This window comes from Pseudooceanicola endophyticus, assembly GCF_018760365.1.
In the GTDB taxonomy this organism is placed as follows: domain Bacteria; phylum Pseudomonadota; class Alphaproteobacteria; order Rhodobacterales; family Rhodobacteraceae; genus Pseudooceanicola; species Pseudooceanicola endophyticus.
This window is the reverse complement of the sequence record NZ_JAHIAB010000012.1, coordinates 156,353-182,040: the sequence shown is the minus strand read 5'-3', so window position 1 is coordinate 182,040 and position 25,688 is coordinate 156,353. Positions and strand designations below refer to the sequence as shown.

Here is a 25,688-nt window from a genome sequence, read left to right as displayed (position 1 = left end):
CGGACCGCCGCGCTAGGCTTGGGCCATCCACAACGGAGAGGCCCCATGCATATCGAACCCGGCGTCGTCGAGGGCGCCAAGATCCTCCTGAGCTATGCCACCGGCGCCGGCGCCGCCGGTCTGGCCCTGCAGCTGGCGCGTCAGACCGCCCGCCAGGAGGCCGCGCTGCTGCCGCTGCTGAGCCGCAGCGCCCTTGCCACCGCCCTGGTCCTGGGCGCCTTCCAGGTCCTGCCGCATTACCCCGTCGGCGTCTCCGAGGTGCATCTGATCCTCGGCTCGACCCTGTTCCTGCTGCTGGGCGCCGGGCCCACCGCGCTTGGCCTGGCCCTGGGCCTGCTGATCCAGGGCCTGATCTTCGCCCCCTTCGACCTGCCGCAATACGGCATGAACCTGACCACGCTGATCGTGCCGCTCTGGGCGCTGCAACGGCTGGCCGGGCGGATCGTCGCCCCGGGTACCGCCTATCGCGATGTCACGGCCCCGCAGGCCGCCAAGCTTTCAGCCGCCTACCAGGCCGGGATCGTCGGCTGGGTCGCCTTCTGGTCGCTCTATGGTCAGGGCGTCAATGCCGCCACCTGTGCCGCCATTGCCACCTTCGCCCTCGCCTACCTGCCGGTCATCGCGATCGAGCTGGCGCTGGATACCGTGCTGCTGGGCGCCCTGCGCCGCAGCGACCGGCTGCGCCCCACGCTGCTGCAACGGCGCCTCTCCCGGGGCTGAGCCCCCGCCTGCGCCCACATCCCGGGCGCAGGCCCATGCATCACTTCGCTTGCATCACGTCCCGGGCCGGGCTCAACTGGAAGGGTTCCCCTGCGAAAGGATCCTGCCATGCCCGTCCGGACCCTCTGCCTTTGCCTCGTGCTGCTGGGCGCCACCACCGGCTGCGCCGGCGCGGTGTCGTTCAACGACGCGCCACCCAATGCCGCCGGGCAAAGCCCCGCGTTCAAGGGCCAGACTCGCGCCCCGGAACGGCCCGCCACCCCCACCTTGTCGCGCCAGGTCCTGGCCTCCGGGCTGGAACATCCCTGGGGCATGGACGCGCTGCCCGACGGCAGCTGGCTGGTCACCGAACGCCCCGGGCGGCTGCGCCGGATCGGCGCCAACGGCACCGTCTCGGACCCGATCCGGGGGCTGCCGGACGTCGATGCAAGGGGCCAGGGCGGGCTTCTGGACGTGCTGGTCGATCCCGACTTCCCGCAAACCCGCCGCATCTGGTGGAGCTATGCCGAGCCCCGGGGCGCCGGGCGTAACGGTACCGCGGTCGCCACCGGGCAACTGTCGGCGGACGGCGGCAGCCTGAACGCGGTGCAGGTGATCTTCCGGCAGGAGCCCGCCTGGGCCTCGACCCTGCATTTCGGCGGGCGGCTGGTCATGGACCGGGACGGCGCGCTGTTCCTGACCACCGGCGAACGCTCCCTGCCGGCGGCACGCCAGCTGGCGCAGGATCCCGCGACCCATCTGGGCAAGGTGCTGCGGCTGGCGCCCCTGGGTGGGGCCGCGCCCGGCAACCCCGCCGCCCCCGGCATGGCGCCCGAGGTCTGGACCCTGGGCCATCGCAACATCCAGGCGGCGGCGCTTGCCCCCGACGGCGCGCTCTGGACCATCGAGCACGGGCCCCGCGGTGGGGATGAGCTGAACCGGCTGCGCCCCGGCGCCAACTACGGCTGGCCGGTGATCACCTATGGCGAGGATTACAGCGGACGGCCCATCGGCGCGGGGATCACCGCCGCCGAGGGGATGGAGCAGCCGGTCTATTACTGGGACCCGGTGATCGCGCCCAGCGGCATGGCTTTCTACGACGGCGCGCTGTTCCCCGACTGGCGGGGCAGCCTGCTGGTGGGCGGGCTGGCCGGTCAGGCGCTGGTGCGGCTGACGCTGTCGGGCGCGCGGGTCACCGCAGAGGCGCGCTACCTTCGGGGACAGGGACGCATCCGCGATGTGGCGGTCGCCCCCGACGGGGCGGTGATGATCCTGACCGATGCCGATGACGGCGCGCTGATCCGGCTGACCCCCGAAGGCTGACCCGCCTCAGGACCGCGACGGGTAGAGCCGCTTGTTGGTCTCGTCCGCATAGCGGCGCAGGCAGTACTGTTCGCTCAGGATGCCCAGAACGGTGCCGTCCTCTCCGACCACGGCCAGGGTGTCGGCCTCCTGCCGGGAGAACAGCTTCATCGCATCGTGCACGTTCTGCTCGGGGCGCAGCCAGCAGGCCTTGAACCGGCCCAGCGTTCCGGCGCGCTCCTTTGGGTCCAGGTCCTCGCCATGCAGTTCGGAGATGAAGCAGAGCCCGCCATATTGCCCGGCCTCGTCCGCCATGGGCATGACCTTGGTGGCGCCCAGCGGGTAGCGGCGGCGAACTTCGGCGATGGTGCTGGCAACCGGGATCGGCGTGCCGACCTTGCGCATCATTCGCCCGACGGTCAGGTCGCGCACCCAGCCCACATCGGCGGCCGATCGGATGGTCTCTCCGCGCAGGTGGAAACGCCAGGTCGAGAAGCTGAAACCGAAGACCTGGCGCACGATGGCGGTCGACACCAGCGCCGAGAACAGCACGGCAAGCGCCAGCGGCAGGCTCTGGGTCATTTCCAGCGCAAGGAAGCTCATGGCCATGGGGGCGCCGATGATGGTGGTGGCAAGCGCACACATGCCGACCACCGACAGGATCACGATGGGCAAGTTCAGCCCGAAGGCCACCATCCACAGGATGCCGATGATATTGCCCAGGATCGCGCCCAGGAACAGCGAGGCAAAGAACAGCCCGCCCCGGAACCCCGTGCCGATGGAGATGACGGAGGCCGCGGTCTTCAGCAGGAACAGCCCGGCCAGCGCCCCGATGGTCAGGTTGGCCCCCAGCACCCCGGGCATGGCGCCATGGCCCGAGGACAGTACCTGCGGCGTGATCAGCGCCAGCAGCCCCACCATCAGCCCGCCCAGGGCCGGCTGGGCCCAGTAGGGGATCGGGCTGCGGTTGAACAGCCCCTCGATCACCGTGACCGAGCGCATGATGACGATGCCGACGCCGGCGCAGACCACCGCCAGAAGTGCCACCGCCAGGTAGGCCTTGACCGAGATCTGACCGGCGAAGAACAGGCTGAAACCGGATGTGGCCCCCAGCATCCGCACCGTTGCCGTCGCGGTGATCGAGGCCGCCAGCACCGGCAGCAGCGCCGCCACGGAATAGGAGGCCAGCACCAGTTCGAAAGCGTAGAAGGCCCCGGTCAGCGGCGCATCGAAGGCCGCCGCAATGCCGGCCCCTGCCCCTGCGGCCACCAGCTGGCGCAGGTCCTCGCGGCGCAGGTGCAGCCGCTGGCCCAGCCAGGACGACAGCGCCGATCCGGTCTGGGTATAGGCGGCCTCCATCCCCACGGAGCCGCCCGTGCCGCTGGACAGGATGGTCTGGAGCGTGATGTAGAGGCTGCCCGGCACCGACAGCTTGCCGCCTTTGATGGCATTGGCCTCGATCGGGTCCGAGACCCGGCGGAACCAGCGCCGCCCGATGATGTAGCTGAGCCCGACGACGACACCGCCCAGCAGCGGCCCCGCGATGACCCGCAGCGGGTCCAGTGCCACCGCGCCGCTTGAGGGGTTCTCGGCGGCGTAGATCCATCCTTCCATCAGGTGGATCACCTCGCGCATACCGACGACCGCCAGCCCGCACAGCATGCCCAGCACCGCCGCGACGGCGGTGTAGGCGATTTCATTGCGCCGGATCAGCGCCCTCACGACGAAGGGCGCGCGCATCCGGCGCATCAGCCAGCGGCGACGGGCAGGACGCAGTCGCCAGACCACCGCTCAGCCCGAGATGTAGGCTTGGTAGAGGTCGTTCATCTTCGCGGTCATCGGGCCCGGCTGGCCGGTGCCGATGTCGCGCCCGTCGATCTTGGTGACCGGGGTGATGCCGCCCAGCGTGCCGGTGACGAAGGCCTCGTCCGCCGAGTAGACCTCGGCCAGGGTAAAGCGTTTTTCGCGAACCACGTAGCCGGCCTCCTGCCAGATCTTGATCGCCTTCTTGCGGGTGATGCCGTTAAAGCAGGTCTCGCCGTTGGAGGTCCAGAGCTCATTGCCCCGGAAAATGAAGAAATTCGTGGAGTTGCACGAGGCGACGAAACCGCGGTCATCCAGCATCAGCGCCTCGTCTGCACCCATGTTGATGGCCTGAAGCAGCGCCTGGATGAAGTTCAGCCGCGAATGCGAGTTCAGCCGCAGGTCGAAGACATCCGGGGTCGAGCAGCGGATGGTCGAGGTCATCAGCTTCAGGCCGGTCTGCTTCAGCGCCGGGTTGGGCTGCTTCCATTCGGCGACGATGACGATGGTGGCGCCGCCGACGATGAAGCGCGGATCCTGGTTCGGCGTCGATTTCAGCCCGCGCGAGATCATCATGCGGATATGGACGCCATCCTCCATCTTGTTGTGGTTCAGGCATTTCCAGATCTCGGCGATCAGGCCTTCCTTGTCGAAGCCGATGTCCAGCTGGATCGAATTCGCACCTTCGAACAGCCGGTCGATATGTTCGTCGATGGCCAGCAGCTTGCCGTTGATCAGCCGGAGGCCTTCCCAGACGCCGTCGCCCAGCACGAAGCCCGCGTCGAAGATCGACACCTTGGCCGCGTCGCGCGGGAAGAATTCGCCGTTGACGTAGATCTCCACGCCGTCGTTGCGCGGATCTTTGACATAGCTCTGCGAGGACGAGCTGCTCAGAGGGGTCATGATAGTACCTTGGAGTTTGAAAAGGGGGTCAGAAGGCGAATTCGCCGAAGCGGCGCAGGAATTCCTGCGTGCGCGGCTTCTGCGGGTTCTTCAGCACCTCGTCGGGGGTGCCGACCTCGTGGAAGACGCCATCGGCGAGGAAGATCACCCTGGTGGCAAAGTGATAGGCAAAGCCCAGCTCGTGGGTGACCAGCAGCATGGTGCGGCCCTCCTCTGCCAGCTGGTTGATGACGCGCAGCACCTCTCCCACCAGTTCCGGATCGAGCGAGGAGGTGGGTTCGTCGAAAAGCAGCACCTCGGGTTCCATCGACAGCGCACGGGCAATGGCGACGCGCTGCTGCTGCCCCCCCGAAAGCCGCCCCGGCCAGGCATCGTGCTTTTCGCCCAGGCCCACCTTGGCCAGTTCACGCACGGCGATCGCGCGCGCGTCCTGGCGGGACAGGCCCTTCACGGTGATCAGCCCCTCCATGACGTTCTGAAGGACCGTCATGTGGGGAAACAGGTTGAATTGCTGGAACACCATGCCCAGCCGCTCTCGGACCTTGCAAAGCTGCTTTTCGGGATAGGTCATGCGGCCCCGGACCTGCTGGCCGATGCGCTGACCGTCCAGCCAGATCTCGCCCTCGCTCAGCGTCTCCATGAAGTTCATGCAGCGCAGGAAGGTCGACTTGCCCGAACCCGAGCCGCCGATGATCGCCACGCGCTCGCCCGGCTCGACGCTGAAGTCGATGCCCTTCAGAACGTGGTGGTCGCCGAACCGCTTGTGCAGGCCCTTGATTTCCAGAATGGGGTTTTGAGACATTTCAGGGTCCTTTCCGGGCTCAGTTGGAGCGCGCCAGGTGCTTCTCGAGACGTCCGGCCAGGAAGGTGCCGGGATAGATCAGGACGAGGTAGATGAAGGCCACCGCGGTCAGCAGCTCGAACGGGCGGTAGTAGGTCGAGGACAGCAGCCGCCCCTGGTACATGAGCTCGTGCACCGAGATCACGGAGGCCAGCGACGACATCTTGGCGACCTCGATGGTGCGGTTGGTGAAGGCGGGCAGCATCCGCTTGATCACCTGCGGCAGGATCACCCGGCGCATGGCCTGGGCGCGCGACATGCCGATGGCCAGCGCCCCCTCCATCTGGCCGCGATGGATCGAGCGGATGCCGCCGCGAAAGATCTCGGAGGCATAGGCGGAGGTGTTCAGCGTCAGACCCAGCATCGCCGCCGCGAAGGGGCTGAGCTGGATCCCCACGAGGATCGGGAAGGCGTAGTAGAACCAGATCAGCTGGATCAGCACCGGCGTGTCGCGGAACAGTTCCACGTAGACCAGGCTGATCCCCGAGACGAGGCGGCGCTGCGACAGCCGCGCCTGGGCGATCAGGAAGCCGCCGATCAGCCCCATGGCGATGGAGGGCAGCCAGATCTCGAGGGTGACCCAGAGACCGCGCAGCAGGACCGGCCAGTTGTTCCAGACGACACTGAAATCAGGGGTGTAATGCATGGCTTGGACCTTACTGATACGCGGTGAGCCGGCGTTCGGCGATGCGGGCAAGCTGGCTCGCGGTGACCAGCAGCACGAGGTACATGGCCGCGATGGTCGTGTAGACTTCGAGCGGGCGGAAGGTCTGGGAATTGACCATCATCGCCTGGTAGAGCAGGTCGGCATAGGCCAGCGTGGAGGCCAGGGCCGTGGTCTTCAGAAGCTCGAAGCTGCGCTCGATGAAGGGCGGCACCATGCGCGAGATGGCCTGGGGCACGATGACCCGGCGCATCAGCGCCGCATGGGTCATGCCGAGCGCCCGCGCGCCCTCCCACTGGCCGCGCTCGATCGAGACGATGCCGCCCCGGAACACCTCGGCGTAGAAGGCGCCCGATTGCGTCGACAGCGCCAGAACGGCGGCGACATAGGGGCTCATGCTGACCGAGAGCAGCACCGGGAAGGCGTAGAAGAACCAGAAGAAATGCACGATCGGCGGGGTGTTGCGGTAGAACTCGATCACCACGGCGGCGGGCCAGCGCAGCCAGCGGCGCACGGAAAGCCGCATCATCGCCAGCACCAGCCCCACGAGAACGCCCAGGACGATGGATACGGCCGCGATCTTGACAGTATTCAGAAGCCCCAGTGCCAGCATATCGAAATGCGCAAACACCGGGCGGAAGTCCCAGGAATAGTTCATCTGTCGACTTTCTTTGGGGAGAGAGGGGGGACCCGCGCGCGGGGGCGCAGGTCCCGGGTGCCGGGCTTACCAGGCTTCCTTTTCCAGGCCGGGGATGCCCGTCGGATCGATGTTCTTCGATTTCAGGTAGGCTTCGAACAGGTCGTTCGGCACGCCTTCGGCATAAAGCTTGCCGAAGATCTCGTTCACCCAGTCCCTGAATTCGGGCGGGGTTTCCTTGCGCATCCCGGCCGAGGTCGCGACCGGATTCACCGGGATCGGCAGCAGCACCTTGCCCAGCTTCAGACGGGAATACTGCACCACCAGCGCCGGGTGGAACTGCACCACCGCGTCGACCCGCCCCGAGGCGAAGGCCGCGATGGCCTCGTCATTGGAGGAGAAGCGGTTGATCTGCGCGGCCTTCATCGTCTCGGTGACGTTGCGGTCCAGCGAGGTGCCCAACGTCACGCCGATGCGGGTCTCGGCGGTATCCAGATCGGCCCAGGTCGCCGCGGTGCTCTTGTCGGAAACCAGCGCGCCCATGGCATAGTAGAAGAGCGGGTTCTCGGGGAAGTCGATGGCCTTCTTGCGCTCTTCGGTCGGGTCGAGGACGAACATGATGTCGAACTGGTTGGCCTGAAGACCGGCCACGGCATTCGCCCAGGAGGTTTCGACCGGGACCATCTCCACGCCCAGTTCCTTGGCCATGCGCTCGCCCATGGCGACGCCGACGCCGGTCCATTTCTCGGACATCGGGTCCTTGAAGAACCACGGCTCGGCCGAGGCGACACCGATGCGCAGCTTGCCGGATTTCTTCACCTCGGCCAGGGTGCCGCTGTCGGCGGCGAAGGCGGGCAGAGCGCTGAAAACGCCGGCCGCAACGCCCGCAAGCAGGACGGATCTTCTGTTCATCTTACTCTCCTGTTGGAATTTTCCTTCGTATCCTCAAGGGATTGAACAAAGGTCTTGGTTGTTTCGAGGCCACGCTTCATATGGGCGCGGATTTCCGTCCTCATCGCCTCGCAATCCTCGCCCAGGGCGAGGGCGATGTAATCATCGTGGCTTTCGCGCTTGGGTCCCTGGATGCCGTGGGCGCGGTGATGCGCGGCCCAGTACAGCTGCAGCCGACCGCGGATGCCGGTCCAGCTTTGCAGCAGGATGCCATTTCCCGCGCATTCATAGGCCAGCCCGTGCAGGTCAAGCTCTGCATCGATGGCCCGCACATCGTCACGGTCGTCGATGGCCTGCAGCAGGCGGGCTTCGCGCGCGGCCAGCTCCTGGCGGAAATCGGCATCGCGGCGGTCCCAGATCTGCTCGAAGGCGAAGATCTCCAGGCAGATGCGCATCGCGTAGATGTCGTTGATGTCCTGGCTCGACAGCTCCAGCACCCGGGTTCCGGTATAGGGCACCGAGACCAGCAACCCCTCGTCGATGAGATGGCGCATGGCCTCGCGGATCGGGCCGCAGCTGGCGCCGAAGCGCACCGCCAGGCCCGCCTCCGTCACCGAGGCGCCGGGCGGATATTCCCCCGACAGGATCGCCGCCCGCATCATCGCGGCCAGCTGCGCCCCCATCGTCTCTCTCTTGATCACGCTGCCCACCATCTGATTCCCCGCATCTGCTCTCATGCCATACTGTAGATTGTCTACAATCTGGCATCCCAAAAATCAGTGAGGGTCGGGACAACCTGCCAATTTTGTGGCCAAGGCACGAAAACCGCCCCCGGAACGGACAGGCGCGACCATGCGCGATGCAATATTGGGCATTTCGCACCTGCTGCGGTCACGCAGCCTCTGCCGCCATCGGCCAGCAGAAACGAAAACGCCCGCCCCGCCGGGGGGCGGGACGGGCCATTGGGACCAGCCGATGGCGCGGGGCGCCGCTGTTACAGGATCTCGCCGCCGTCGATGACCAGGGCCAGCCCGGTCACGAAGGCCGAGCGGTCCGAGGCGAGGTAGAGGATCCCCTCGGCGATCTCCTCGACGCTGGCCCAGCGGCCCATCGGGATCGTCTCGGCCACGTAATCCTCAAGCGCGGCGCGCCCGCCCATCTGCTTCTCGAAGCCAAGGTTGAAGGGCGTGTCCACGAAGCCCGGGCAGAGCGCATTGAAGCGGATCTTCTCGCGGGCGTAATCCACCGCCATCTGCTTCACCATCGCGACGGCGGCGTGTTTCGTCGTCGCGTAGGAGACCATGCCGCGATCATACTGGCAGCCCGAGTTCGAGGCCGTGATGATGACCGAGCCGCCGCCCTGTGCGCGCATATGCGGGATCGCGGCGCGGGAGGCGACGAAATGCGCCCGCACGTTCAGCGCCCAGGCGGCATCCATCTGCGCCGGGCTGACATCTTCGACGCGGCCCTCGATCTGGATGCCGGCATGGCTGTGCAGCACGTCGAGGCGCCCCCAGGTGGCGGCGATCCGGTCGATCTCGGCGGTCACGGCATCGTCGTCGCGCATGTCGAGCGCGCGCGCCTCGCCCCTGCCCCCGGCGGCCTCGATCTCGGCCAGGGTCTCCTGGGCGAGGGCCGCGTTCAGATCGGTGACGATCACCCGCGCGCCCTCGCGGGCCATGGCCACGGCGCCGGCACGCCCGATCCCGGAGCCCGCCGCGGTGACGAGGGCGACACGGTCTTGCAAAATCATTCTGGTCTCCTGGGAACTGTATTACGGGCGCGGCTGCGCCTGGGAGCGCCGCAGCATGACCTGCGCGACGATCAGGATGGTCAGGGAGGCGCCCATCACCATGGTGCCGATGGCGTTGATCTCGGGGGTGACGCCGCGCCGGATCGACGAGAAGATGTAGATCGGCAGGGTGGTGTCCGACCCCGCGACGAAGAAGGCGATGATGAAGTCGTCGAAGCTGAAGGTGAAGGCCAGCAGGAAGCCCGCCATGATCGCCGGCAGGATCTGCGGCAGGGTCACCTGGAAGAAGGTGGCAACCGGGGTGGCGCCCAGATCGCCCGAGGCCTCGATCAGTGCGGGGTCGAGGGATTCCATGCGACCGCGCACCAGCAGGATCACCAGCGACATGGTGAACAGGCCATGGGCCGCGACCAGCGATCCGGTGCCCAGCGACAGCTTGAGGCCGGTCAGGGGCTCGAGCCAGGGGTTCACCAGGTCGAAGACGCTGACCAGGGCGATCAGGGTGGCGATGCCGATGACGATGCCGGGGATCATCACCGCGACCTGCACCAGCGTGTCGAAGATGGCGCGCACCCGCCCCCGCATCCCCGTCAGGGCAAGCGAGGCCAGCGTGCCGGCGATGGTGGCCAGCAGCGCCGAGAGGAAAGCCACCCGCACCGAGGTCCAGAGCGCCTCCAGCACGAAGGGGTTGTGCAGCGCCTTGTGGTACCAGTGCACCGAGAAGCCCTGCAACGAGGCGGCCGAGCGTCCGGCCGAGAAGGAGAACAGCGCGATGATCGCGATGGGCAGGTAGAGGAAGGCGTAGACCGCCAGGGCATAAAGTCTCATCCGGGGGTCCTCACATCAGGCCGACGTCGTCGCGGCTGGCGCCGAAGCGCTTGATCAGGCGGGAATAGATCGCGACGGTGATCAGCATGATGACCACCAGGGCCACGGCGACCGCCGATCCGAAGGCCCAGTTGCGCGATTGCAGGAACAGGTCGACCATGGCGTTGCCGATGAAGAAGACCTTGCCGCCGCCCAGGATCGAGGGGATCAGGAATTCGCCCATCAGCAGGATGAAGACCAGCATGGAGCCCGTCAGCACCCCCGGCATCGACAGCGGCAGGGTGATCTGGAGGAAGCTGCGCCAGGGCGGGGTGCCCAGATCTGCGGCGGCTTCCAGCAGCCGCTTGTCGAGCTTTTCCAGCGCCACGTAGATCGGGAAGACCATCAGCGGCAGGTAGCCGTAGACGATGCCCAGCAGCACCGCGAAGGGGGTGTTCAGCAGGCGGATGTCCTCAAGCCCGAACTGCGCCAGCAGCGCCGGGATGCCCTTGCCGCCCAGCAGGAAGATCCAGGCGTAGGAGCGGATCAGGATCGAGGTCCAGAACGGCACGATGACCAGCACCAACAGCAGGGTCTTCCATTTCGGATCGACCCGCAGCGCCAGGAAATAGGCCAGCGGATAGGCGATGAGCAGCGCCGCCACGGTCCCGAGCGGCGCCAGCGTCAGCGTGTTGCGGAAGGCCGCGAAGCGCGAGGGCAGGTTGGCGTACTGCTCTAGCGTGAAGCCTGGGGCGTAGCCGCCGATCGGGCTGCGTTCCCCGAAGGAGAAGATCAGGACGACGGCCAGCGGCAGCAGCAACAAGGCTGCGTACCACAGTCCCGCGGGTGTCAGCAAAAGCGCGCGCGCTTGGCGACGGGTGATGGCCATCGTCCCTGTCTCCTTCAGTGGGTCAGGCGGATTTGAAGCGCGCCATCAGCTCGGCACGGTTCGGGTCGGTCAGGGTCACGGCAGCGCCGAATTCCAGCGGCGCCAGGGCCTCGGCGGCGGGGTAGAGGATCGGATCGTCCAGCAGCTCTTCGGGCAGCAGGTCGTTCACGCGCTTGTCGGCCACCGGGTAGCCATGGGCGAGCGCCTCCTTGGCGTTGACCTGCGGATCCAGCAGGAAGTTGATCAGCGCATAGGCGGCCTCGCGGTGCGGGGCATCCTTGGGGATCGCGTAGTAATCCGACCAGATCTCGCCGCCTTCCTTGCCCAGGGCAAAGCCGATCTCGGGCATGTCGGTGTGCATCTGCTTGCCATCGCCCGTCCAGCACATGGTCAGCCAGGCATCGCCGTTGCGCATCGCCGGCTGGTAATCCGAGGAAATCGCGTAGAGGTGCGGCTTGACGTCCAGCAGCAGCTTTTCGGCATCCGCCAGATCGGAAGGATCGACCGAGTTGAAGCTGTGGCCGAAGTAGACCAGCGCGTTGCCGATGGTGGTCAGCTGGTAGTCATGCACCATGACGCGGCCGTCGAACTGGTCGCGCGCGCCGTCGAAGAAGGTCTTCCAGCTGTCCACGACGCCGCCGGTCTTCTTGCTGTTGAAGGCGATGCCGGTGGTGCCCCAGTTCTTCGGCACGGCATAGACCTTGCCGTCGATGGTGCCGGCCACGGCAAAGCGCGGGTCGAAGGAGGCCGGGTCGTAGTTCGGGATCTTCGACAGGTCGAGGGGCTCGATCAGGTCGGCATCGACATAGGTCTGGATGGCGTAGTTGGTGGGCACGAAGACGTCCCAGCCCGAACCGCCGGCCTGGATCTTGGCCAGCATTTCCTCGTTCGAGCCGAAGACGTTGACCTGGGTGTAGACGCCGAACTTGTCGGCGAAATCATCAAAGTTGGCCGGATCGTGGTAGTTCGGCCAGGTGGCCAGCACGACGCGGTTGCCCAGATCGGCGGCACGGGCGCGCCCCGGCAGCAGCGCGGGCATGGAGCCCCCCATCACCGCCATCGCGGTGCCCAGGCCCGTCACGCCCAGGAAGTGGCGCCGCGTGACCGAGCCCTTCTGGTAGCGGCGCAGCTCCTCGATGAAGGCCTTGCGCGAGATCGGTTTGGAATCGTCAGTCATCTTTGGATTTCCCTTGTTGGAGGCGCTGTTGGAAGGCGCTGTCGGAACGACGGAACTCAGGCCGTGGTCGCTTCGGCGGCCAGCACCAGCCCGGTGCCCGCCGGCCAGAGGATCTGGACCATGGCCTCGACATCATGCCCGCCCAGAACTCTCTCGGCCTGTCGCGGGACATTCACCTGAAGCGGCCCGATGCCTTCGGCCACCAGCAGGTATTCGGTGTGATCACCCAGGAAGGTGCGATGGGTGATGCGCGCGGGGAGCGCCGCGGTGCCCTCGGGCAGGGGCGCGCCGGCGGCGGCCAGCGAAAGCACCTCGGGGCGGATCGCGATCTCGGCCTTGCGGGGGGCGGTGTCGCCGGCGAAGACCTGCGGATGCACGGCGATGCCGTTGGCCAGGGTCGCCGTGCCGGTGTCGCCCTGGACGCGGGTCAGCTGCGCTTCCAGGATGTTCGCCTTGCCGACGAAATCGGCCACGTAGCGGCTGCGCGGGCGGTCATAAAGATCCTGCGGCGTGCCGACCTGGGCGATGCGGCCCTTGCCCATGATGCAGATCCGGTCCGACATCGCCAGCGCCTCTTCCTGGTCGTGCGTCACCAGAACGAAGGTGATCCCCAGGCTGCGCTGCAAGGCCAGAAGCTCGTGCTGCATCTCGCTGCGCAGCTTGGCATCCAGGGCCGCCATGGGTTCGTCCAGAAGCAGGATCTTGGGTTCGTTGACGATGGCGCGGGCCAGCGCCACGCGCTGCTGCTGGCCGCCCGACATTTCCCAGATCCGGCGGGGGCCGAAGGCCTCTAGGCGCACGGTCGCCAGCGCCTTCTGCACCTTGGCGGCGATCTCGGCCTTGGGCATCCGGGGACGCTGCTGGCGCAGCCCGTAGCCGACGTTCTGCGCCACCGTCATGTGCGGAAACAGCGCATATTGCTGGAAGACCATGTTCACCGGGCGCTTGTAGGCCGGCACCTTGCTGACATCCTTACGGTCGATCAGCACGCCGCCGTCGGTCGGGCTTTCAAAACCTGCCAGCATGCGCAGCGCGGTGGTCTTGCCACAGCCCGAGGGGCCCAGGAAGGACAGGAATTCGCCGCGCCGGATGCGCAGGCTCAGCCGGTCGGCGGCCAGCACCGCGCCGTATTGCTTCGAGGTGGAGACAAATTCGGCAATGGTGTCGCCTGCGCGGACCTGGGTGGTGGCGTCGGTGGAAAGGGGCTCTTTGGTCATCATCTTCCCTGTCGCGTCGCTCGCGGACGGCTTTATAACGAGATGGCACTGATTCCGATTGGTCTTGCCAAAGGGCGCATATGCCTTAACTTTCAAAAAAGTTACGAAGTTTGGTATCTACTGTATATATCACAAAGGGCATAGATGGCTGGTAAACTTCAAATCCATGAATGGGCCTCCGCCAGCGCCGAGGTCGTCTCCGCGATCGGAACCGAATCGTTCTGCAAGGCGCTGACCCGGGCCATGCGGCTGGTCGTGCCCTATGAGTTCACGGTGATCTTCGGCTATCACAAGGACCTGCGACCCATTGATATCTATGACGATTTTCCGCAATCGAAACGGTGCGTCATGGTCGATGACTACCAGGAGGGGCCCTACCTGCTGGATCCGTTCTACCAGAACTCCACCGCCCCGACCGAAAGCCGGCTGATGCGTCTGCGGGATCTGGCGCCGGATCGTTTCTATCAGGCGGAATATTTTCGAAATTACTACGTCCAGACCGGACTTGCTGAAGAAATAGGCTTTATCGTCGATATCGATGGCCAGGTCAGCGTGGTGATCTCGGCCATGCGCGAGCACAAGGCGTTTTCCGCCCGCGAATTCCGCGATCTGGAGGGGATCTTTCCCTTCGTGGCGGCCTGTGCCCGGCGTCACTGGACCGGCCTGCTGGAAGAGTTCGAGGGCCGCGAAGCCCCGGAAGGCCCCCGTCTGCCGCAGCTGATCGAGGACGCCTTCCAGCGCGTCGGGCGCAACGTGCTGACCCCGCGCGAAGCCGAGATCGTCGAATACACGCTGAAAGGCCATTCCGCCGAGGCCACCGGCCAGAGCCTCGGGATCTCTCCGGGAACGGTGCGCATCCACCGCCGCAACATCTACGGCAAGCTCGGCGTGCGCTCTCAGGGAGAGCTGTTTTCCAAGTTCATCTCCTCTCTCGAAGAAGAGATGTGAGGGGCGGGCGGGTCAGTGCCCGCCGCCCGCCCGCGCCTTCGGGGGCCGCATCGCCAGCGCCAGCAGCGCCAGCCCGGCAAACAGCGCCGTCAGCAGGGTGAAGACGTCGATGAAGGACATCACCGTGGCCTGCTGGGTGACCCGCCCCGCCAGCTGGCTGAGCGCCGCCGCCTCGCCGTTGACACCGCGCACGCCAAGGCTGGCCGACAGCATGTCGATCTGGCGCAGCGCCTCGGGGTTGGACCAGTTCAGCGCCTCCTTCAGGCGGTCGGCATGAAGGGCCTCGCGGTCGGTCAGCACGGTGTTGATCATCGCCAGCCCCACCGCGCCGCCAAGGTTGCGCGTCAGGTTGTAAAGGCCCGAGGCGCCCTTGATCTTGGCCGGCGGCAGGGTACCAAGCGCCAGGTTGTTGATCGGCACCATGCAGATCATCAGCGAAACGCCCCGCAGCACCTGCGGCCAGAACAGCTCGGAGAAGTCCCAGTCGGCGGTCATGCCGGTCAGCATCCAGGACGACAGGCCGAAGCCCAGGAAACCCACCAGCAGCATCAGCCGCAGGTCCAGTTTGGACGACAGGATGCCCGCCAGCGGCGCCGTCAGGAACATCGCCAGGCCCGAGACGAAGACCGTTTCGCCGATCATCAGGCTGTCGTAGCCGCGGATCTGCGCGAGGTAGAGCGGATAGAGGTAGACCATGCCGTAAAGGCCGATCCCCATGGTGAAGCTGAACACCGACCCGACGGCAAAGTTCATGTTGCCGTAGGAGGAGAAATCCACCACCGGGTTTTCCCGGGTGAAGGCGCGCCAGAAGGTCAGCACGCCGCCCACCACGGCGATCACGAACAGCACCGCGACGGGGCCGTCCTGCAGCCAGTCGTTGTTGGGCCCTTCCTCCAGCACGTATTCCATGCCACCCAGGAACCCCGCCAGCGCCGCCAGCCCGATCCAGTCGAAGGTGCGGAACAGCTTCCAGTCGGGCTCATCGAAATCGACAAGGGCCAGCACGCCCAGGGTCACGCCGATGCCCGCCGGCACGTTCACCAGGAACAGCCAGTGCCAGCTGAGCGCATGGCTGAGGTAGCCGCCCACCGTCGGGCCCACAGTCGGCGCCAGCGTCGCCACCAGCCCGATGATCGGAGAGACGATGTTGCGTTTCGACGGCGGGAAGATCGTGAAGGCCGCCGCGAAGACCGAGGGGATCATGCCGCCACCCAGGAACCCCTGAAGCGCGCGCCACAGGATCATCTCGTTGATGCTCGATGAGGTGGCGCACATGAAGGAGGTCGCGGTGAACCCCGCCGCCGAGAGCGCGAAAAGATAGCGCGTCGACATCATCCGCCCCAGCAGGCCGGACAGCGGGATCATGATGACCTCGGCGATCAGGTAGGCAGTCTGCACCCAGCTGATCTCGTCCTTGGAGGCGCCAAGGCCGGCCTGGATCTCGGTCAGGGAGGCCGAGACGATCTGGATGTCCAGGATCGCCATGAACATCCCGAAGACCATGATGATGAAGGCCGCGACCCGGCGCGGCGTCAGCTCCGGCTCGTCCTGGGGGTTCATGTATCGGCCCTCACTTGTCGGCCTGGGCCAGGGCGGTGCCGTCGGGCCCGCTGCGCCGGTCGATGTCGACCACCACGGAAAGCCCCGCGCGCAGGCCCGGCGCGTCCTTTGGCAGGGCGATACGCACCGGCACGCGCTGGACGATCTTGGTGAAGTTGCCGGTGGCATTGTCCGCCGGCAGCAGCGAGAAGACCGATCCCGTCGCCGGCGCGATGGAGGTCACGCGGCCCTCGATCTCGTGACCATCCAGCGCATCGACGCGGATCTTCGCGATCTGGCCGGGCACCAGGCCCACCAGCTGGGTCTCCTTGAAATTGGCCTCCACATAAAGCCCATGGTCGGGGACCACGGCGGCCAGACGGGCGCCGACGCTGACCAACTCTCCGACCTCGGTGGCGATATTGGCGACGACGCCGTCGAAGGGCGCACGCAGCACCGTGTGGTCAAGGTCGCGCTGCGCCTGCGCCACCGCCAGTTCCAGATCGGCCCGGCTGGCATCGCTTTCGGCGCGCTCGGCCTTCAGCACCTCGATCTGCGCCTCCGCGCCCTTGATCGCGGCGCGGGCGGCGGCAACATTGGCCTCGGCGGTTTCCATCGCCGCCTCGGCATCGTCCAGATCCGCCTGGCTGCCGACCTTGCGGGCGGTCAGGGTGCGGGCGCGCTCCAGCGTGGTCTGCGCGGTGTGGCGGGCGGCCTGGGCGGCCGAGAGCTCGGCCTCGGCCTGAGTGACGCTGGCCCGGGCAGCAAGGATCTGCGCGTCGATGCGCGCCAGCGTGCGATCCAGCGTCGGCAGCTTGGTCTGCGCCTGTTGCAGCGTGATCCGGTAGTCGCCGTCATCCAGCTGCACCAGCACCTCGCCCTTGGTGACATGCTGGTTGGCCTTCACCGGCACCGCCGTCACGTAGCCCTGCAGCTTGGAGGACACCAGCGACAGGTCGGCCTGCACATAGGCATCGTCGGTGCCGGTCTGGAAGCGCCTGTTGGTCCACCAGCCGTAACCGGCATAGCCCCCGCCCCCCAGCACGGCCAGCAGGACGACGCCCAGCACAAGCTTCTTGCGGCTGCGCTTGGGCGGCAGATCGGAACGGGGCGCGGTGGTGTCGGGGGCTGTCATGGCAGCGTCCTCCTCGGGGTCGGCAGGGCCGGGGTCGAAACACGAAAGGGTGGTCGACAGAATCGAACCACCCGGTTCGATGACGGCTAAATGATGCCACTCCGAAACTCAAGACTTTATCGAACCAGGTGGTTCGATTATATCCCGGACATGAGAGACGAGATTCCAGATCAGCCCGGCCCGCCCCCCCCACAGGGCCGCCGCCATGCCGCCGGCGCGGATCCCGGCAAGCGCTGCCAGATCCTGGAGGGCGCCGCGCGGGAGTTCTTCGAAAAGGGCTATGATGCGGCCTCGATGAACGGGATCTGCAAGGCCGCCGGGGTGTCTAAGGGGACGCTCTATGTCTATTTCGAGAACAAGGAAGACCTCTTCGTCGCCCTGGTCGAGAACCGCCGGGCGGAGTTCTTCGAAAGCCTGACCCAGGCGCTGGCCGGGGCCGGCACGGTCGAGGGGCGGCTGCTGACCTATGCGCGCGCGCTGCTGCGCAAGCTGACCTCGGAAGAGGTGATCCAGCTTCAGCGCATCGTCATCGGCGTCGGCACCCGCGTTCCGACGCTGGGCGCGCGCTTCTACGAGGCGGGCGCGACCTATTTCCTTGGCCGGCTGGGCACCTTCCTGCAGGCCGAGATCGACGCCGGCACCCTGCGGATCGAGGATGTGCACCGCGCCGGGACGCAGTTCGTGGAACTTATCTCCTCCGAGATCTGGCGGGCGCGGCTGTTTGCCCATCGCCCCGCCCCGCCCGGCCCCGAAGAGATCGAGGCCCTGGCGCAGGACGGGGTACGGGACTTCCTGAAGCTTTACCGGGCCTGATCAGCGTGCGCGGGCCCTGCCCGCCCGCATCCGCCGCCAGAACAGCCCGCCCGAGATCAGCGCCAGCAGGATCACCGCCAGCCCGTAGACATCGGCGGTGCGGTCCAGCCCCAGATGCGGCGCGGCCACCCCGGCCAGGATCACCGGCAGGCTGAAGGCCAGGTAGCTTTCGGTGTAGAAGGTGGCCAGCAGCCCGGCGCGATCCTCCGGGGTGGCGCGCGGCAGCAGCTCCCGGAAGGCGCCCGAGAAGGAGGCGCCAAAGCCCGCCCCGGCCAGCACGACCCCGAGGAAGATCACCGGAACCGAGGCCAGCGCCAGGGCCAGCAGGGCCAGCGCCATGCCGATCGCCAGCGCCAGCGTGCCCGCGATCAGCGCGCGTTCGGCAGGCCAGAGCCGCAGCCCGGCGACGGCCAGCACCGCCCCCGCCATCAGCGTCGCCACCACCAGCGTCCCGGTCAGCGGCGCGCTGTGCCCCTCGGCCAGGCCGACCAGCGCGGGCATCAGCGAAAAGTTCAGCCCGCCAAGCGCCCAGCCGGCGATATTGACCGGCGAGACATGCAGGAAGCTGCGGCGGGCCTCGCGCGGCAGGCGGACCTCGGGAAGGAGCGAGCGCAGGGCGCCGGGGCGGCGCTGCGTGGTCTCGGGCATCCAGAAGATCAGCAGGGCCTGAAGCGCCGAGAGCAGCAGCAGCACCAGATAGATCAGCACCGTGGGTTCGGGCGCCCAGCTGACCAGGATGCCCGAGCCGAGCGCGCCGAAGAACAGCCCGGTGAAGGCGGTCACGCTGTTCAGAAGCGGCCCGAGCTTGCGGTCGGTATCAAGGATCGCGGCGCCAAGCGCGGTGGTGGCCATGCCGGTGCCGAAGCCCTGCACGATGCGCGCCGCCCCGAGGCTGATCGCCGAATCCGCCGTCATGAAGACCACCATCGCCAGCACGTTGATCAGCGTCGCCGCCAGGATCACCGGGCGGCGGCCAACGAAGTCCGACAGCGCCCCGACGGTCAGCAGCGCGAACAGCAGACTGAGCGCATAGAGCGCGAAGATCACCGTCAGCGCCCCCGAGCCCAGCCCGAAGGCGGCCTGGTAATGCTGGTAGAGCGGCGTCGGCGCGGCGGCACTGGCCAGGAAGGTGGCGGCGGTCAGCGCGCTGTAAAGGGTCATGGCGCGCGGCGAAAAGCGGGCGCGGCGGCCATCGGGAGGGTCAAGGGCAAGGAAGGACATGGGGTCTCCAGTTCGGGTCAGGGGTGCGGGAAAGATGCGGGGGGACGGCCCGCGCGGGTAGGCCCGCCGGGATCGAAAGACTTGTGCGTTCAGCGCAAAGGCCGGGGGATCAGACCCGCCAGACCGGGGGCGATCCGATCTGACGCTTCAGCGCCTCGCTGACCACCCGGAAGCGGGCAGAGGGCTGCGCCAGGGCACGCAGCAGGGTGATGCCGGTCTCGACCGGCGGGCGGGCGGGCCCGGCGGGGGTCAGCGCCTGCAGCCGGCCCGTGCGCAGCGCCTCGCCGACCACCCAGTCGGGCAGGTAGGCCAGGCCCATCCCCTCGCAGGCGGCGCCCATCATCGCCTCGAAATCATCGCAGCGGAAGACCACGCCAGCGCGCGCCGGGGTGCCCAGAAGATCCGCCCAGCCCAGAAGGTCGGCCCCGTGCAGCTTGTCGATCAGCCGGTGCCCGGCCAGATCGTCGCAGTGCTCTGGCGCGCCGTGCCGCGCCATGTAGTCGGGCGCCGCCACCAGCACCATGCGCTGCGCCGCAAGCCGGGTGGCGATCAGCGTGCTGTCGGCCAGCGCCCCGATCCGGATCACCGCATCCAGCCGTTCCAGCACCGGATCGGCCATGCGTTCGGTCAGGTCCAGCTCCACCGTCAGGCCGGGATGGTCCCGCATCACCGCCTGCATCGCCGGGATCACGTAACGCTTGCCGAAGGTCGGAAAGCAGGCCAGCCGGAAGACCCCGGTGACGGCGCCGTCGAAGGCCGAGATCTCGGCATGGGTATCGGCCAGATCATCCAGCAGCGACTGGGCGCGTTCGAAAAGGCGCTCTCCGGCGCCGGTCATCGCCAGCGCCCGGGTCGAGCGCAGCAGCAGCGGCACGCCGACGCTGGTCTCCAGCGCGTCGATCTGGCGGGCAATGGCCGAGGGCGTCAGCCCCCGCCGCCGCGCCGCCGCCGAGAAGCTGCCAAGGCGCACCACCTCGACGAAGATCGCCAGGTGCTCGGCAAAGCGCGGATCGGTCATCTGTGCGTCCCATGCAAAAGGGTTGCGCCAACGGCGGACGTTCCGGGACAGGGCGGCGCGGCGTAGGGTCCCGGGCAGAGGCCCCCGACGGGCCGGCTCAACCCACGGAGATTCCGATGAAAATCCTTGACCGCATCCTCTCTCAGTCCGCCTATTCCGCCGAGATCGACCTGCCGCTGTCGCAGATCGACCTGGAGGACTGGCTGTTCACCCTGCCCGAGGCGGAATACCTGCGCTGCTGCGCCCCCGACCATATCGCCGCCGGCCTGACCTGGACGGATGACGGCCGCCGCATGTCGATCAACGTCGAGATGATCGGCACCGGGCTGGTGGTGCAGCACTATGTCTGCGAGGAGGCGCGGCCCGATTACCTGCGGATGAACTCGATCTCGGACGTGTTCACCGGCAATGGCCGCACCCAGGTCAACGTGGTCTGGGAGCTGATCGCCGAGGCCACGGACTCGGGCCGGACGCGCTACACCAACCGCGTCACCGCCCACCCGACCGAGGCCTTCATGGAGTTCCTCGACCAGCACGGCATCCCCTTCGAGGCCGCCGCCACCGCCCGGCAGGAGGCCGGCGGCGATCACAACCGGCGCGAAACGCCGCTGTTTGCCGAAAGCATCGGGCGCCGGGCCCGGCTGCGCACCGCCGCCTGAGGCACAGCCGCCTGAGGCACGGGGGGCCGCGCGCGGCAAGTCCTGCGCGGCCCCCGCCATGATCACGCCTCTTTCAGGGCGCGGATGCGCACCGGGATCGACTTGTAGGCGGGGGTGCCGCTGTCGGGATCATGATAGCCCAGCGGCACCAGGCAGTTGGCCTCGGGGTAATAGGCCCCGACAGAGCCGCGCGCGATGTTGTAATCGACCGCGGTGAAGCCGCTCAGCTTGCGGGTGCGGCCATCGCCGAAGACCGTCTCGACCTCGATCTTGTCGCCGGGTTCGATGCCCTGGGCGGCCAGGTCCTCGGGGTTGACCAGCACCACGTCGCGCCGTCCGAAAACCCCGCGATAGCGGTCGTCCAGCCCGTAGATCGTGGTGTTGTACTGGTCGTGGCTGCGCAGCGTCGTCAGCTTCAGCACCGAAGGATCGGTGGTTTCGGGATCCTCGGCCAGACCCTTGAACAGCAGGAATTCGGCCTTGCCCGACGGGGTGTTCCAGATCCGCTGGGTCGGTGCCAGCGGCAGGCGGAAGCCGCCGGGCACCTTGATGCGGGCGTTGAAATCCTTGAAATCGGGGAAGACGGCCTCGATCTTGTCGCGGATCAGGTCGTAATCGGCGGCCATGGCAGCCCAGTCGACGCGGGTGGCGGGCAGCGCGGCGCGCGCCATCTCGGCCACGATCACCGGTTCCGAGCGCAGGTGTTCGGAGGCCGGCGGCAGTTTCCCGCGCGAGGCATGGACCATCGACATGGAATCCTCGACCGTCACCACCTGGGGCACGCCGTTCTGAAGATCCTCCTCGGTGCGCCCGAGGCAGGGCAGCAGCAGCGCCTCGCGCCCCACCAGCAGATGCGAGCGGTTGAGCTTGGTCGCCACAGACACCGTCAGGTCCAGATCCTTCATCGCTTCGTAGGTCTGTTCGCGGTCCGGCATCGCCACGATCAGGTTCCCTCCGAGCGAGATCAGCACCCGCGCCGTGCCCGCCACGATCGCCTTGACCGAGGCCACGGCGTCATGGCCATGGGCGGCGGGGGGCGTGAAGCCGAAGGTTTCCTCGATCCGTTTCAGCAGGACCGGGCCGGGCTTTTCGGTGATGCCGACGGTGCGGTCGCCCTGGACGTTGGAATGGCCGCGCAGCGGGCAGATCCCGGCGCCGGGCTTGCCGATATTGCCGCGCATCAGCAGCAGGTTCGCCATCTGCTGCACGTTTGAGGTGCCGGTGGCGTGCTGGGTCATGCCCATGCCGTAGGTGATGATCGTGGCGCTGGATTTCACGTAGGCTTCGGCGACGCGGCGCAGGGCCTCTGCGCCAAGGCCGCTCTGGGCCTCGATGGCGTCCCAGCCGGTCGCCTCCAGATCCGCCTTCAGCGCCGCAAAGCCGTTGGTATGTTCGGCGATGAAGGCCTGGTCCAGCGCGCCGCCACGGCTCGCCTCGATCTCAAGCACGGCCTTCATGATGCCCTTCAGCGCCGCCGCATCGCCCCCCACCTTCACCTGGTGATAGGTCGAGGCGATGTCGGTGCCCGAGAAGGTCGCCATCTCGACCGGGTTCTGCGGGTCGGCAAAGCGTTCAAGCGCGCGTTCCTTCAGCGGGTTGAAGACCACGATGGGCACGCCGCGCCGGGCGACCTCGTGCAGGGTACCCATCATCCGGGGGTGGTTGGTCCCGGGATTGTGGCCCATGGCGATGATCATCTCGCAATCGTCGAAATCCTTCAGCGATACGGTGCCCTTGCCGATCCCGATGGAATGGGGCAGCCCGACGCTGGTCGCCTCGTGGCACATGTTGGAACAGTCGGGGAAGTTGTTGGTGCCGTATTCCCGCGCGAAAAGCTGGAACAGGAAGGCCGCCTCGTTCGAGGCCCGCCCGGAGGTATAGAACTCTACCGCGTTGGGATCGCTCTGGGCCTGAAGGATGCGGCCCGTGATCGCATGGGCCTCTTCCCAGCTGACCGGCAGGTAGCGGTCGGTTTGCGCGTCATAGCGCATCGGGTGGGTCAGCCGGCCCTGGGCCTCGAGGTCGTGATCGCTCCAGCCCAGCAGGTCGCTCACGCTGTGTTCGGCGAAGAATTCGGGCGGAACGCGGCGCTTGGTGGCCTCCCAGGTGACGGCCTTGGCGCCGTTCTCGCAGAACTGGAAGGTCGAGGTGTGCTCCTTGTCGGGCCAGGCGCAGCCGGGGCAGTCGAACCCGGCGGGCTTGTTGGTGCGCAGGAGCGTCAGCGCGGCGTCGGAGGCATCCATCTGCGTGCGCACGGCCTTGGCGGTGGCGCGCAGCGCCCCCCAGCCACCGGCGGGGTGGTCATAGCGGGCAATGCCGGGAATGGGCTTCTTCATCGGTATCCTCCTGTTCGCGGGCTTCGGGTCCGGGACCCGGGGCGCTGGACCAGCCATAGCGCCCCGGGACCCGACATGCACCCGGGATCAGGCTTCGGTCAGCACTTCGGGCAGCTGCGCGGCCCGGGCGCGGGCCTTGCGGGCGATGCTCTCGGCAAACAGCGGCGTCTCGCGGTGGTTATGGTCGCCCCCGGCGGCCTGGCGGGCGGCGGCGGCCTCTTCGAAGGACTGGCCGTTGACGGCGATGAAGTCCATGAAGGCATCGGTGGGGTGGCAGGTCACGCGGTTGGTGTAGCGGATGCGCCCCTCGCCGGCGGCCTCGGCGATCAGTTCCCAGATCACGTTGACCTGAGTGCGCGCGCCGGTCGGCGTGAACACGTCCGAGATCGAGTTCATCCGGCAGTAGGTGGGCGTCGCGGCCTCGGCCACGTAGTGCTGGATGACCAGCCCGGTGCCGATCTTCTCGACGTTGATCGACATGCGGCGGCCGTCATCGGTGAAGGTCGCCCCGCAGGAGACGTGATCGGGGGCACAGCAACGCTGGTATTCCGCCTCGGGCAGGTTGAACAGCCAGTCGGCGATGTCGATCTGCTCCAGCGGCACCTCGACCTCGTGGGAATAGGCGGAATAGGACAGCAGCTTGTCGGTGATGACTTTCATGATCTTTTCCTGATCTGGGCCGGCGCCCTGTGTCCCGGCTCATCCGGGATCTGCGGCGCTCTGGCGATGCATTTGGCAGCGACAGACTTGGGCGTCTGCCTGGCATCGAAACTGGGCCCCGGGGCGGGGACGCTCAATCATACGCAGGGATGAGGGGGGCGGCGAAAGCGGGAAATGGCCTTTGAAACAAGGGCCGAAATCCGGATCCCCGGGGCGGGACAAACCTAAGGATGATATCTGCCGCCCTGCCCTGCCCCTAGCTCTGGCTGCACCGGGGCCCAAAGTGCAGCCCCGTTTCCGGGCCAAGGAGAGCGCTCATGCCAGATCACCCCCTTCCCCTGACGCGCCGGCATTTCGTCGCCGCAAGCGCCAGCCTGAGCGGACTGCTCCTGCTGGCCGGCCCCGCCGGGGCCGCCACCCCCGAGATCCCCGCAAACCAGAACGGAGAGACCGCCATGACCAGCGGATATGTCACCACCCCCGACGGCACCCAGATCTTCTACAAGGACTGGGGTCCGAAGGAGGCCCAGCCGATCATGTTCCACCACGGCTGGCCGCTGAGCGCGGATGACTGGGACGCGCAGATGCTGTTCTTCCTGTCGAAGGGCTATCGCGTTGTCGCCCATGACCGGCGCGGCCATGGCCGTTCCTCGCAGGTCTCGACCGGGCACGACATGGACCATTACGCCGCGGATGCGGCAGCGGTGGTGCATCACCTCGACCTGACCAACGCGGTGCACATCGGCCATTCGACCGGCGGCGGCGAGGTGGCGCGCTATGTCGCCCGCCATGGCCAGCCCGAGGGCCGCGTGGCCGCCGCCGTGCTGGTCAGCGCCGTGCCGCCGCTGATGCTGAAGACCGAGGCCAACCCCGAAGGCACCCCGATGGCGGTCTTCGACGGTTTCCGTTCCGCGCTGGCGGCGAACCGGGCGCAGTTCTTCCTCGATGTCGCCTCGGGGCCCTTCTACGGCTTCAACCGGCCCGGCGCCGAGGTTTCCCAGGGGGTGATCACGAACTGGTGGCGCCAGGGCATGATGGGCGCGGCACTGGCCCATTACGAGGGGATCAAGGCCTTCTCGGAGACCGACCAGACCGAGGACCTGAAGGCGATCACCGTGCCGATGCTGGTGATCCAGGGTGATGACGACCAGGTGGTGCCCTACAAGGACGCGATGGTGAAGCAACATGCGCTGCTGGTCAATTCGCAGATGAAGATCTACCCGGGGTTCCCCCATGGCATGCTGACCACCCATGCCGATGTGACCAACCCCGACCTGCTGGCCTTCGTCACCCAGGCCTGAGCCCCCTCTCGGACAACAGGAAGGGCGCCGGAAGGCGCCCTTTTCGCATCTCGGTCGGAAGGGGGAGCGGATCAGCCGATGGCGGCGTCGATGGCCTCCAGCAGGCAATCCGGATCGACGGGCTTGGTCAGGAAGGCATGGGCGCCCTCCTCCAGCGCGCGGCGCCGGGCCGTGGCGGTGGGATAGGCGGTCATCATGATCACGGGCTGGGCCCAGTGCCGGCGGCGCATCTCGACCTGCAGGTCGAGGCCGGACATGCCCTCCATGTGCAGATCCGTCAGGATGCAGACCAGCGCGCCGGGGTCCTCGCAGGCCAGCAGCGCCTCGGCCGAGCCAAAGCCGACCCCTTCCATGCCCGCCGAGCGCAGCAGGCTGTGGAGGCTGCCGCGCACGCCGGGATCGTCATCCACGATCGCCACCAGGTAGGACTGCACGAATTCCGCTCCATCTTCACCGGGGACATCCCCGGATCAAG

At 67.2% G+C, this 25,688-nt stretch carries 25 protein-coding genes; 6 read left to right on the top strand and 19 right to left on the bottom strand.

The features are described 5' to 3' along the window. Positions 1-45 precede the first annotated feature (45 nt). Together KM176_RS19480 and KM176_RS19475 are read left to right on the top strand one after the other, a co-directional pair. Entirely contained in the window at positions 46-720 is a 675-nt protein-coding gene (locus KM176_RS19480) for an energy-coupling factor ABC transporter permease (protein ID WP_160895645.1), read from the top strand. A gap of 108 nt (positions 721-828) precedes the next feature. Beyond that, entirely contained in the window at positions 829-2,022 is a 1,194-nt protein-coding gene (locus KM176_RS19475) for a PQQ-dependent sugar dehydrogenase (protein WP_160895646.1), read from the top strand. Between the two features lie 6 nt (positions 2,023-2,028). Here KM176_RS19475 and KM176_RS19470 read toward each other — a convergent pair whose 3' ends face one another. The 12 genes from KM176_RS19470 to KM176_RS19415 all read right to left on the bottom strand — a co-directional run bounded on the left by KM176_RS19470 (position 2,029) and on the right by KM176_RS19415 (position 13,583). Beyond that, on the bottom strand, positions 2,029-3,789 hold the full coding sequence (locus tag KM176_RS19470; RefSeq protein WP_202397928.1) for a chloride channel protein: 1,761 nt from the start codon (positions 3,787-3,789) through the stop codon (positions 2,029-2,031). A gap of 3 nt (positions 3,790-3,792) precedes the next feature. Next, positions 3,793-4,707 carry an aminotransferase class IV gene (locus KM176_RS19465; RefSeq protein WP_160895647.1) on the bottom strand — a complete coding sequence of 305 codons (915 nt, stop codon included), beginning with the start codon at positions 4,705-4,707 and terminating at the stop codon, positions 3,793-3,795. Between the two features lie 28 nt (positions 4,708-4,735). Continuing rightward, positions 4,736-5,509: an amino acid ABC transporter ATP-binding protein gene (locus KM176_RS19460; RefSeq protein WP_160895648.1), complete on the bottom strand. Its 774-nt coding sequence runs from the start codon at positions 5,507-5,509 to the stop codon at positions 4,736-4,738. A 19-nt stretch (positions 5,510-5,528) separates the two neighbouring features. Next, a complete protein-coding gene (locus tag KM176_RS19455; RefSeq protein WP_160895649.1) occupies positions 5,529-6,194 on the bottom strand; it encodes an amino acid ABC transporter permease in 666 nt (221 codons plus the stop codon). Between the two features lie 10 nt (positions 6,195-6,204). Continuing rightward, on the bottom strand, positions 6,205-6,870 hold the full coding sequence (locus KM176_RS19450) for an amino acid ABC transporter permease (protein WP_160895650.1): 666 nt from the start codon (positions 6,868-6,870) through the stop codon (positions 6,205-6,207). A gap of 66 nt (positions 6,871-6,936) precedes the next feature. Further along, positions 6,937-7,761: a transporter substrate-binding domain-containing protein gene (locus tag KM176_RS19445; RefSeq protein ID WP_160895651.1), complete on the bottom strand. Its 825-nt coding sequence runs from the start codon at positions 7,759-7,761 to the stop codon at positions 6,937-6,939. After that, positions 7,758-8,453, bottom strand: coding sequence for a GntR family transcriptional regulator (locus tag KM176_RS19440; RefSeq protein ID WP_215558810.1), 696 nt, complete (start codon positions 8,451-8,453; stop codon positions 7,758-7,760). The genes KM176_RS19445 and KM176_RS19440 overlap by 4 nt, the downstream gene beginning before the upstream one ends. Positions 8,454-8,734: 281 nt before the next feature. After that, complete coding sequence (locus KM176_RS19435; protein WP_160895653.1) at positions 8,735-9,493, bottom strand: SDR family NAD(P)-dependent oxidoreductase; 759 nt, start codon at positions 9,491-9,493, stop codon at positions 8,735-8,737. Between the two features lie 21 nt (positions 9,494-9,514). Then, the gene (locus tag KM176_RS19430; protein ID WP_160895654.1) at positions 9,515-10,321 is read right to left on the bottom strand and encodes an ABC transporter permease; all 807 of its coding nucleotides are present in this window, start codon (positions 10,319-10,321) and stop codon (positions 9,515-9,517) included. Positions 10,322-10,331: 10 nt separating this feature from the next. Further along, complete coding sequence (locus tag KM176_RS19425; protein WP_160895655.1) at positions 10,332-11,189, bottom strand: ABC transporter permease; 858 nt, start codon at positions 11,187-11,189, stop codon at positions 10,332-10,334. 22 nt (positions 11,190-11,211) lie between these two features. After that, positions 11,212-12,366, bottom strand: a complete 1,155-nt coding sequence (locus KM176_RS19420; RefSeq protein WP_160895656.1) for an ABC transporter substrate-binding protein — start codon at positions 12,364-12,366, stop codon at positions 11,212-11,214. Positions 12,367-12,422: 56 nt separating this feature from the next. After that, positions 12,423-13,583 carry an ABC transporter ATP-binding protein gene (locus KM176_RS19415; protein WP_160895657.1) on the bottom strand — a complete coding sequence of 387 codons (1,161 nt, stop codon included), beginning with the start codon at positions 13,581-13,583 and terminating at the stop codon, positions 12,423-12,425. Between the two features lie 144 nt (positions 13,584-13,727). Between KM176_RS19415 and KM176_RS19410 the strand changes: the two genes are divergently transcribed. Next, positions 13,728-14,531 carry a helix-turn-helix transcriptional regulator gene (locus tag KM176_RS19410; RefSeq protein ID WP_160895658.1) on the top strand — a complete coding sequence of 268 codons (804 nt, stop codon included), beginning with the start codon at positions 13,728-13,730 and terminating at the stop codon, positions 14,529-14,531. 12 nt (positions 14,532-14,543) lie between these two features. On the opposite strand, the gene KM176_RS19405 is transcribed toward KM176_RS19410, so the two are convergent. Continuing rightward, a complete protein-coding gene (locus KM176_RS19405; protein WP_160895659.1) occupies positions 14,544-16,091 on the bottom strand; it encodes a DHA2 family efflux MFS transporter permease subunit in 1,548 nt (515 codons plus the stop codon). Between the two features lie 10 nt (positions 16,092-16,101). Next, positions 16,102-17,205, bottom strand: a complete 1,104-nt coding sequence (locus KM176_RS19400) for an HlyD family secretion protein (RefSeq protein ID WP_160895660.1) — start codon at positions 17,203-17,205, stop codon at positions 16,102-16,104. A gap of 150 nt (positions 17,206-17,355) precedes the next feature. Here KM176_RS19400 and KM176_RS19395 point away from each other — a divergent pair, with 150 nt between their 5' ends. Next, the gene (locus tag KM176_RS19395; RefSeq protein WP_160895661.1) at positions 17,356-18,018 is read left to right on the top strand and encodes a TetR/AcrR family transcriptional regulator; all 663 of its coding nucleotides are present in this window, start codon (positions 17,356-17,358) and stop codon (positions 18,016-18,018) included. Here KM176_RS19395 and KM176_RS19390 read toward each other — a convergent pair whose 3' ends face one another. Both KM176_RS19390 and KM176_RS19385 read right to left on the bottom strand, forming a co-directional pair. Beyond that, positions 18,019-19,239 carry an MFS transporter gene (locus KM176_RS19390; RefSeq protein ID WP_160895662.1) on the bottom strand — a complete coding sequence of 407 codons (1,221 nt, stop codon included), beginning with the start codon at positions 19,237-19,239 and terminating at the stop codon, positions 18,019-18,021. 109 nt (positions 19,240-19,348) lie between these two features. Continuing rightward, complete coding sequence (locus KM176_RS19385) at positions 19,349-20,257, bottom strand: LysR family transcriptional regulator (RefSeq protein WP_160895663.1); 909 nt, start codon at positions 20,255-20,257, stop codon at positions 19,349-19,351. Positions 20,258-20,373: 116 nt separating this feature from the next. Between KM176_RS19385 and KM176_RS19380 the strand changes: the two genes are divergently transcribed. After that, entirely contained in the window at positions 20,374-20,916 is a 543-nt protein-coding gene (locus KM176_RS19380) for a hypothetical protein (RefSeq protein WP_160895664.1), read from the top strand. 62 nt (positions 20,917-20,978) lie between these two features. On the opposite strand, the gene KM176_RS19375 is transcribed toward KM176_RS19380, so the two are convergent. Both KM176_RS19375 and KM176_RS19370 read right to left on the bottom strand, forming a co-directional pair. Then, a complete protein-coding gene (locus KM176_RS19375) occupies positions 20,979-23,252 on the bottom strand; it encodes an FdhF/YdeP family oxidoreductase (RefSeq protein WP_202397929.1) in 2,274 nt (757 codons plus the stop codon). Between the two features lie 87 nt (positions 23,253-23,339). Beyond that, positions 23,340-23,912, bottom strand: a complete 573-nt coding sequence (locus KM176_RS19370) for a hypothetical protein (RefSeq protein WP_160895665.1) — start codon at positions 23,910-23,912, stop codon at positions 23,340-23,342. Between the two features lie 317 nt (positions 23,913-24,229). Here KM176_RS19370 and KM176_RS19365 point away from each other — a divergent pair, with 317 nt between their 5' ends. Next, positions 24,230-25,213, top strand: a complete 984-nt coding sequence (locus KM176_RS19365) for an alpha/beta fold hydrolase (RefSeq protein ID WP_160895666.1) — start codon at positions 24,230-24,232, stop codon at positions 25,211-25,213. 71 nt (positions 25,214-25,284) lie between these two features. Here KM176_RS19365 and KM176_RS19360 read toward each other — a convergent pair whose 3' ends face one another. Continuing rightward, complete coding sequence (locus tag KM176_RS19360; protein WP_160895667.1) at positions 25,285-25,647, bottom strand: response regulator transcription factor; 363 nt, start codon at positions 25,645-25,647, stop codon at positions 25,285-25,287. Positions 25,648-25,688 lie beyond the last annotated feature (41 nt).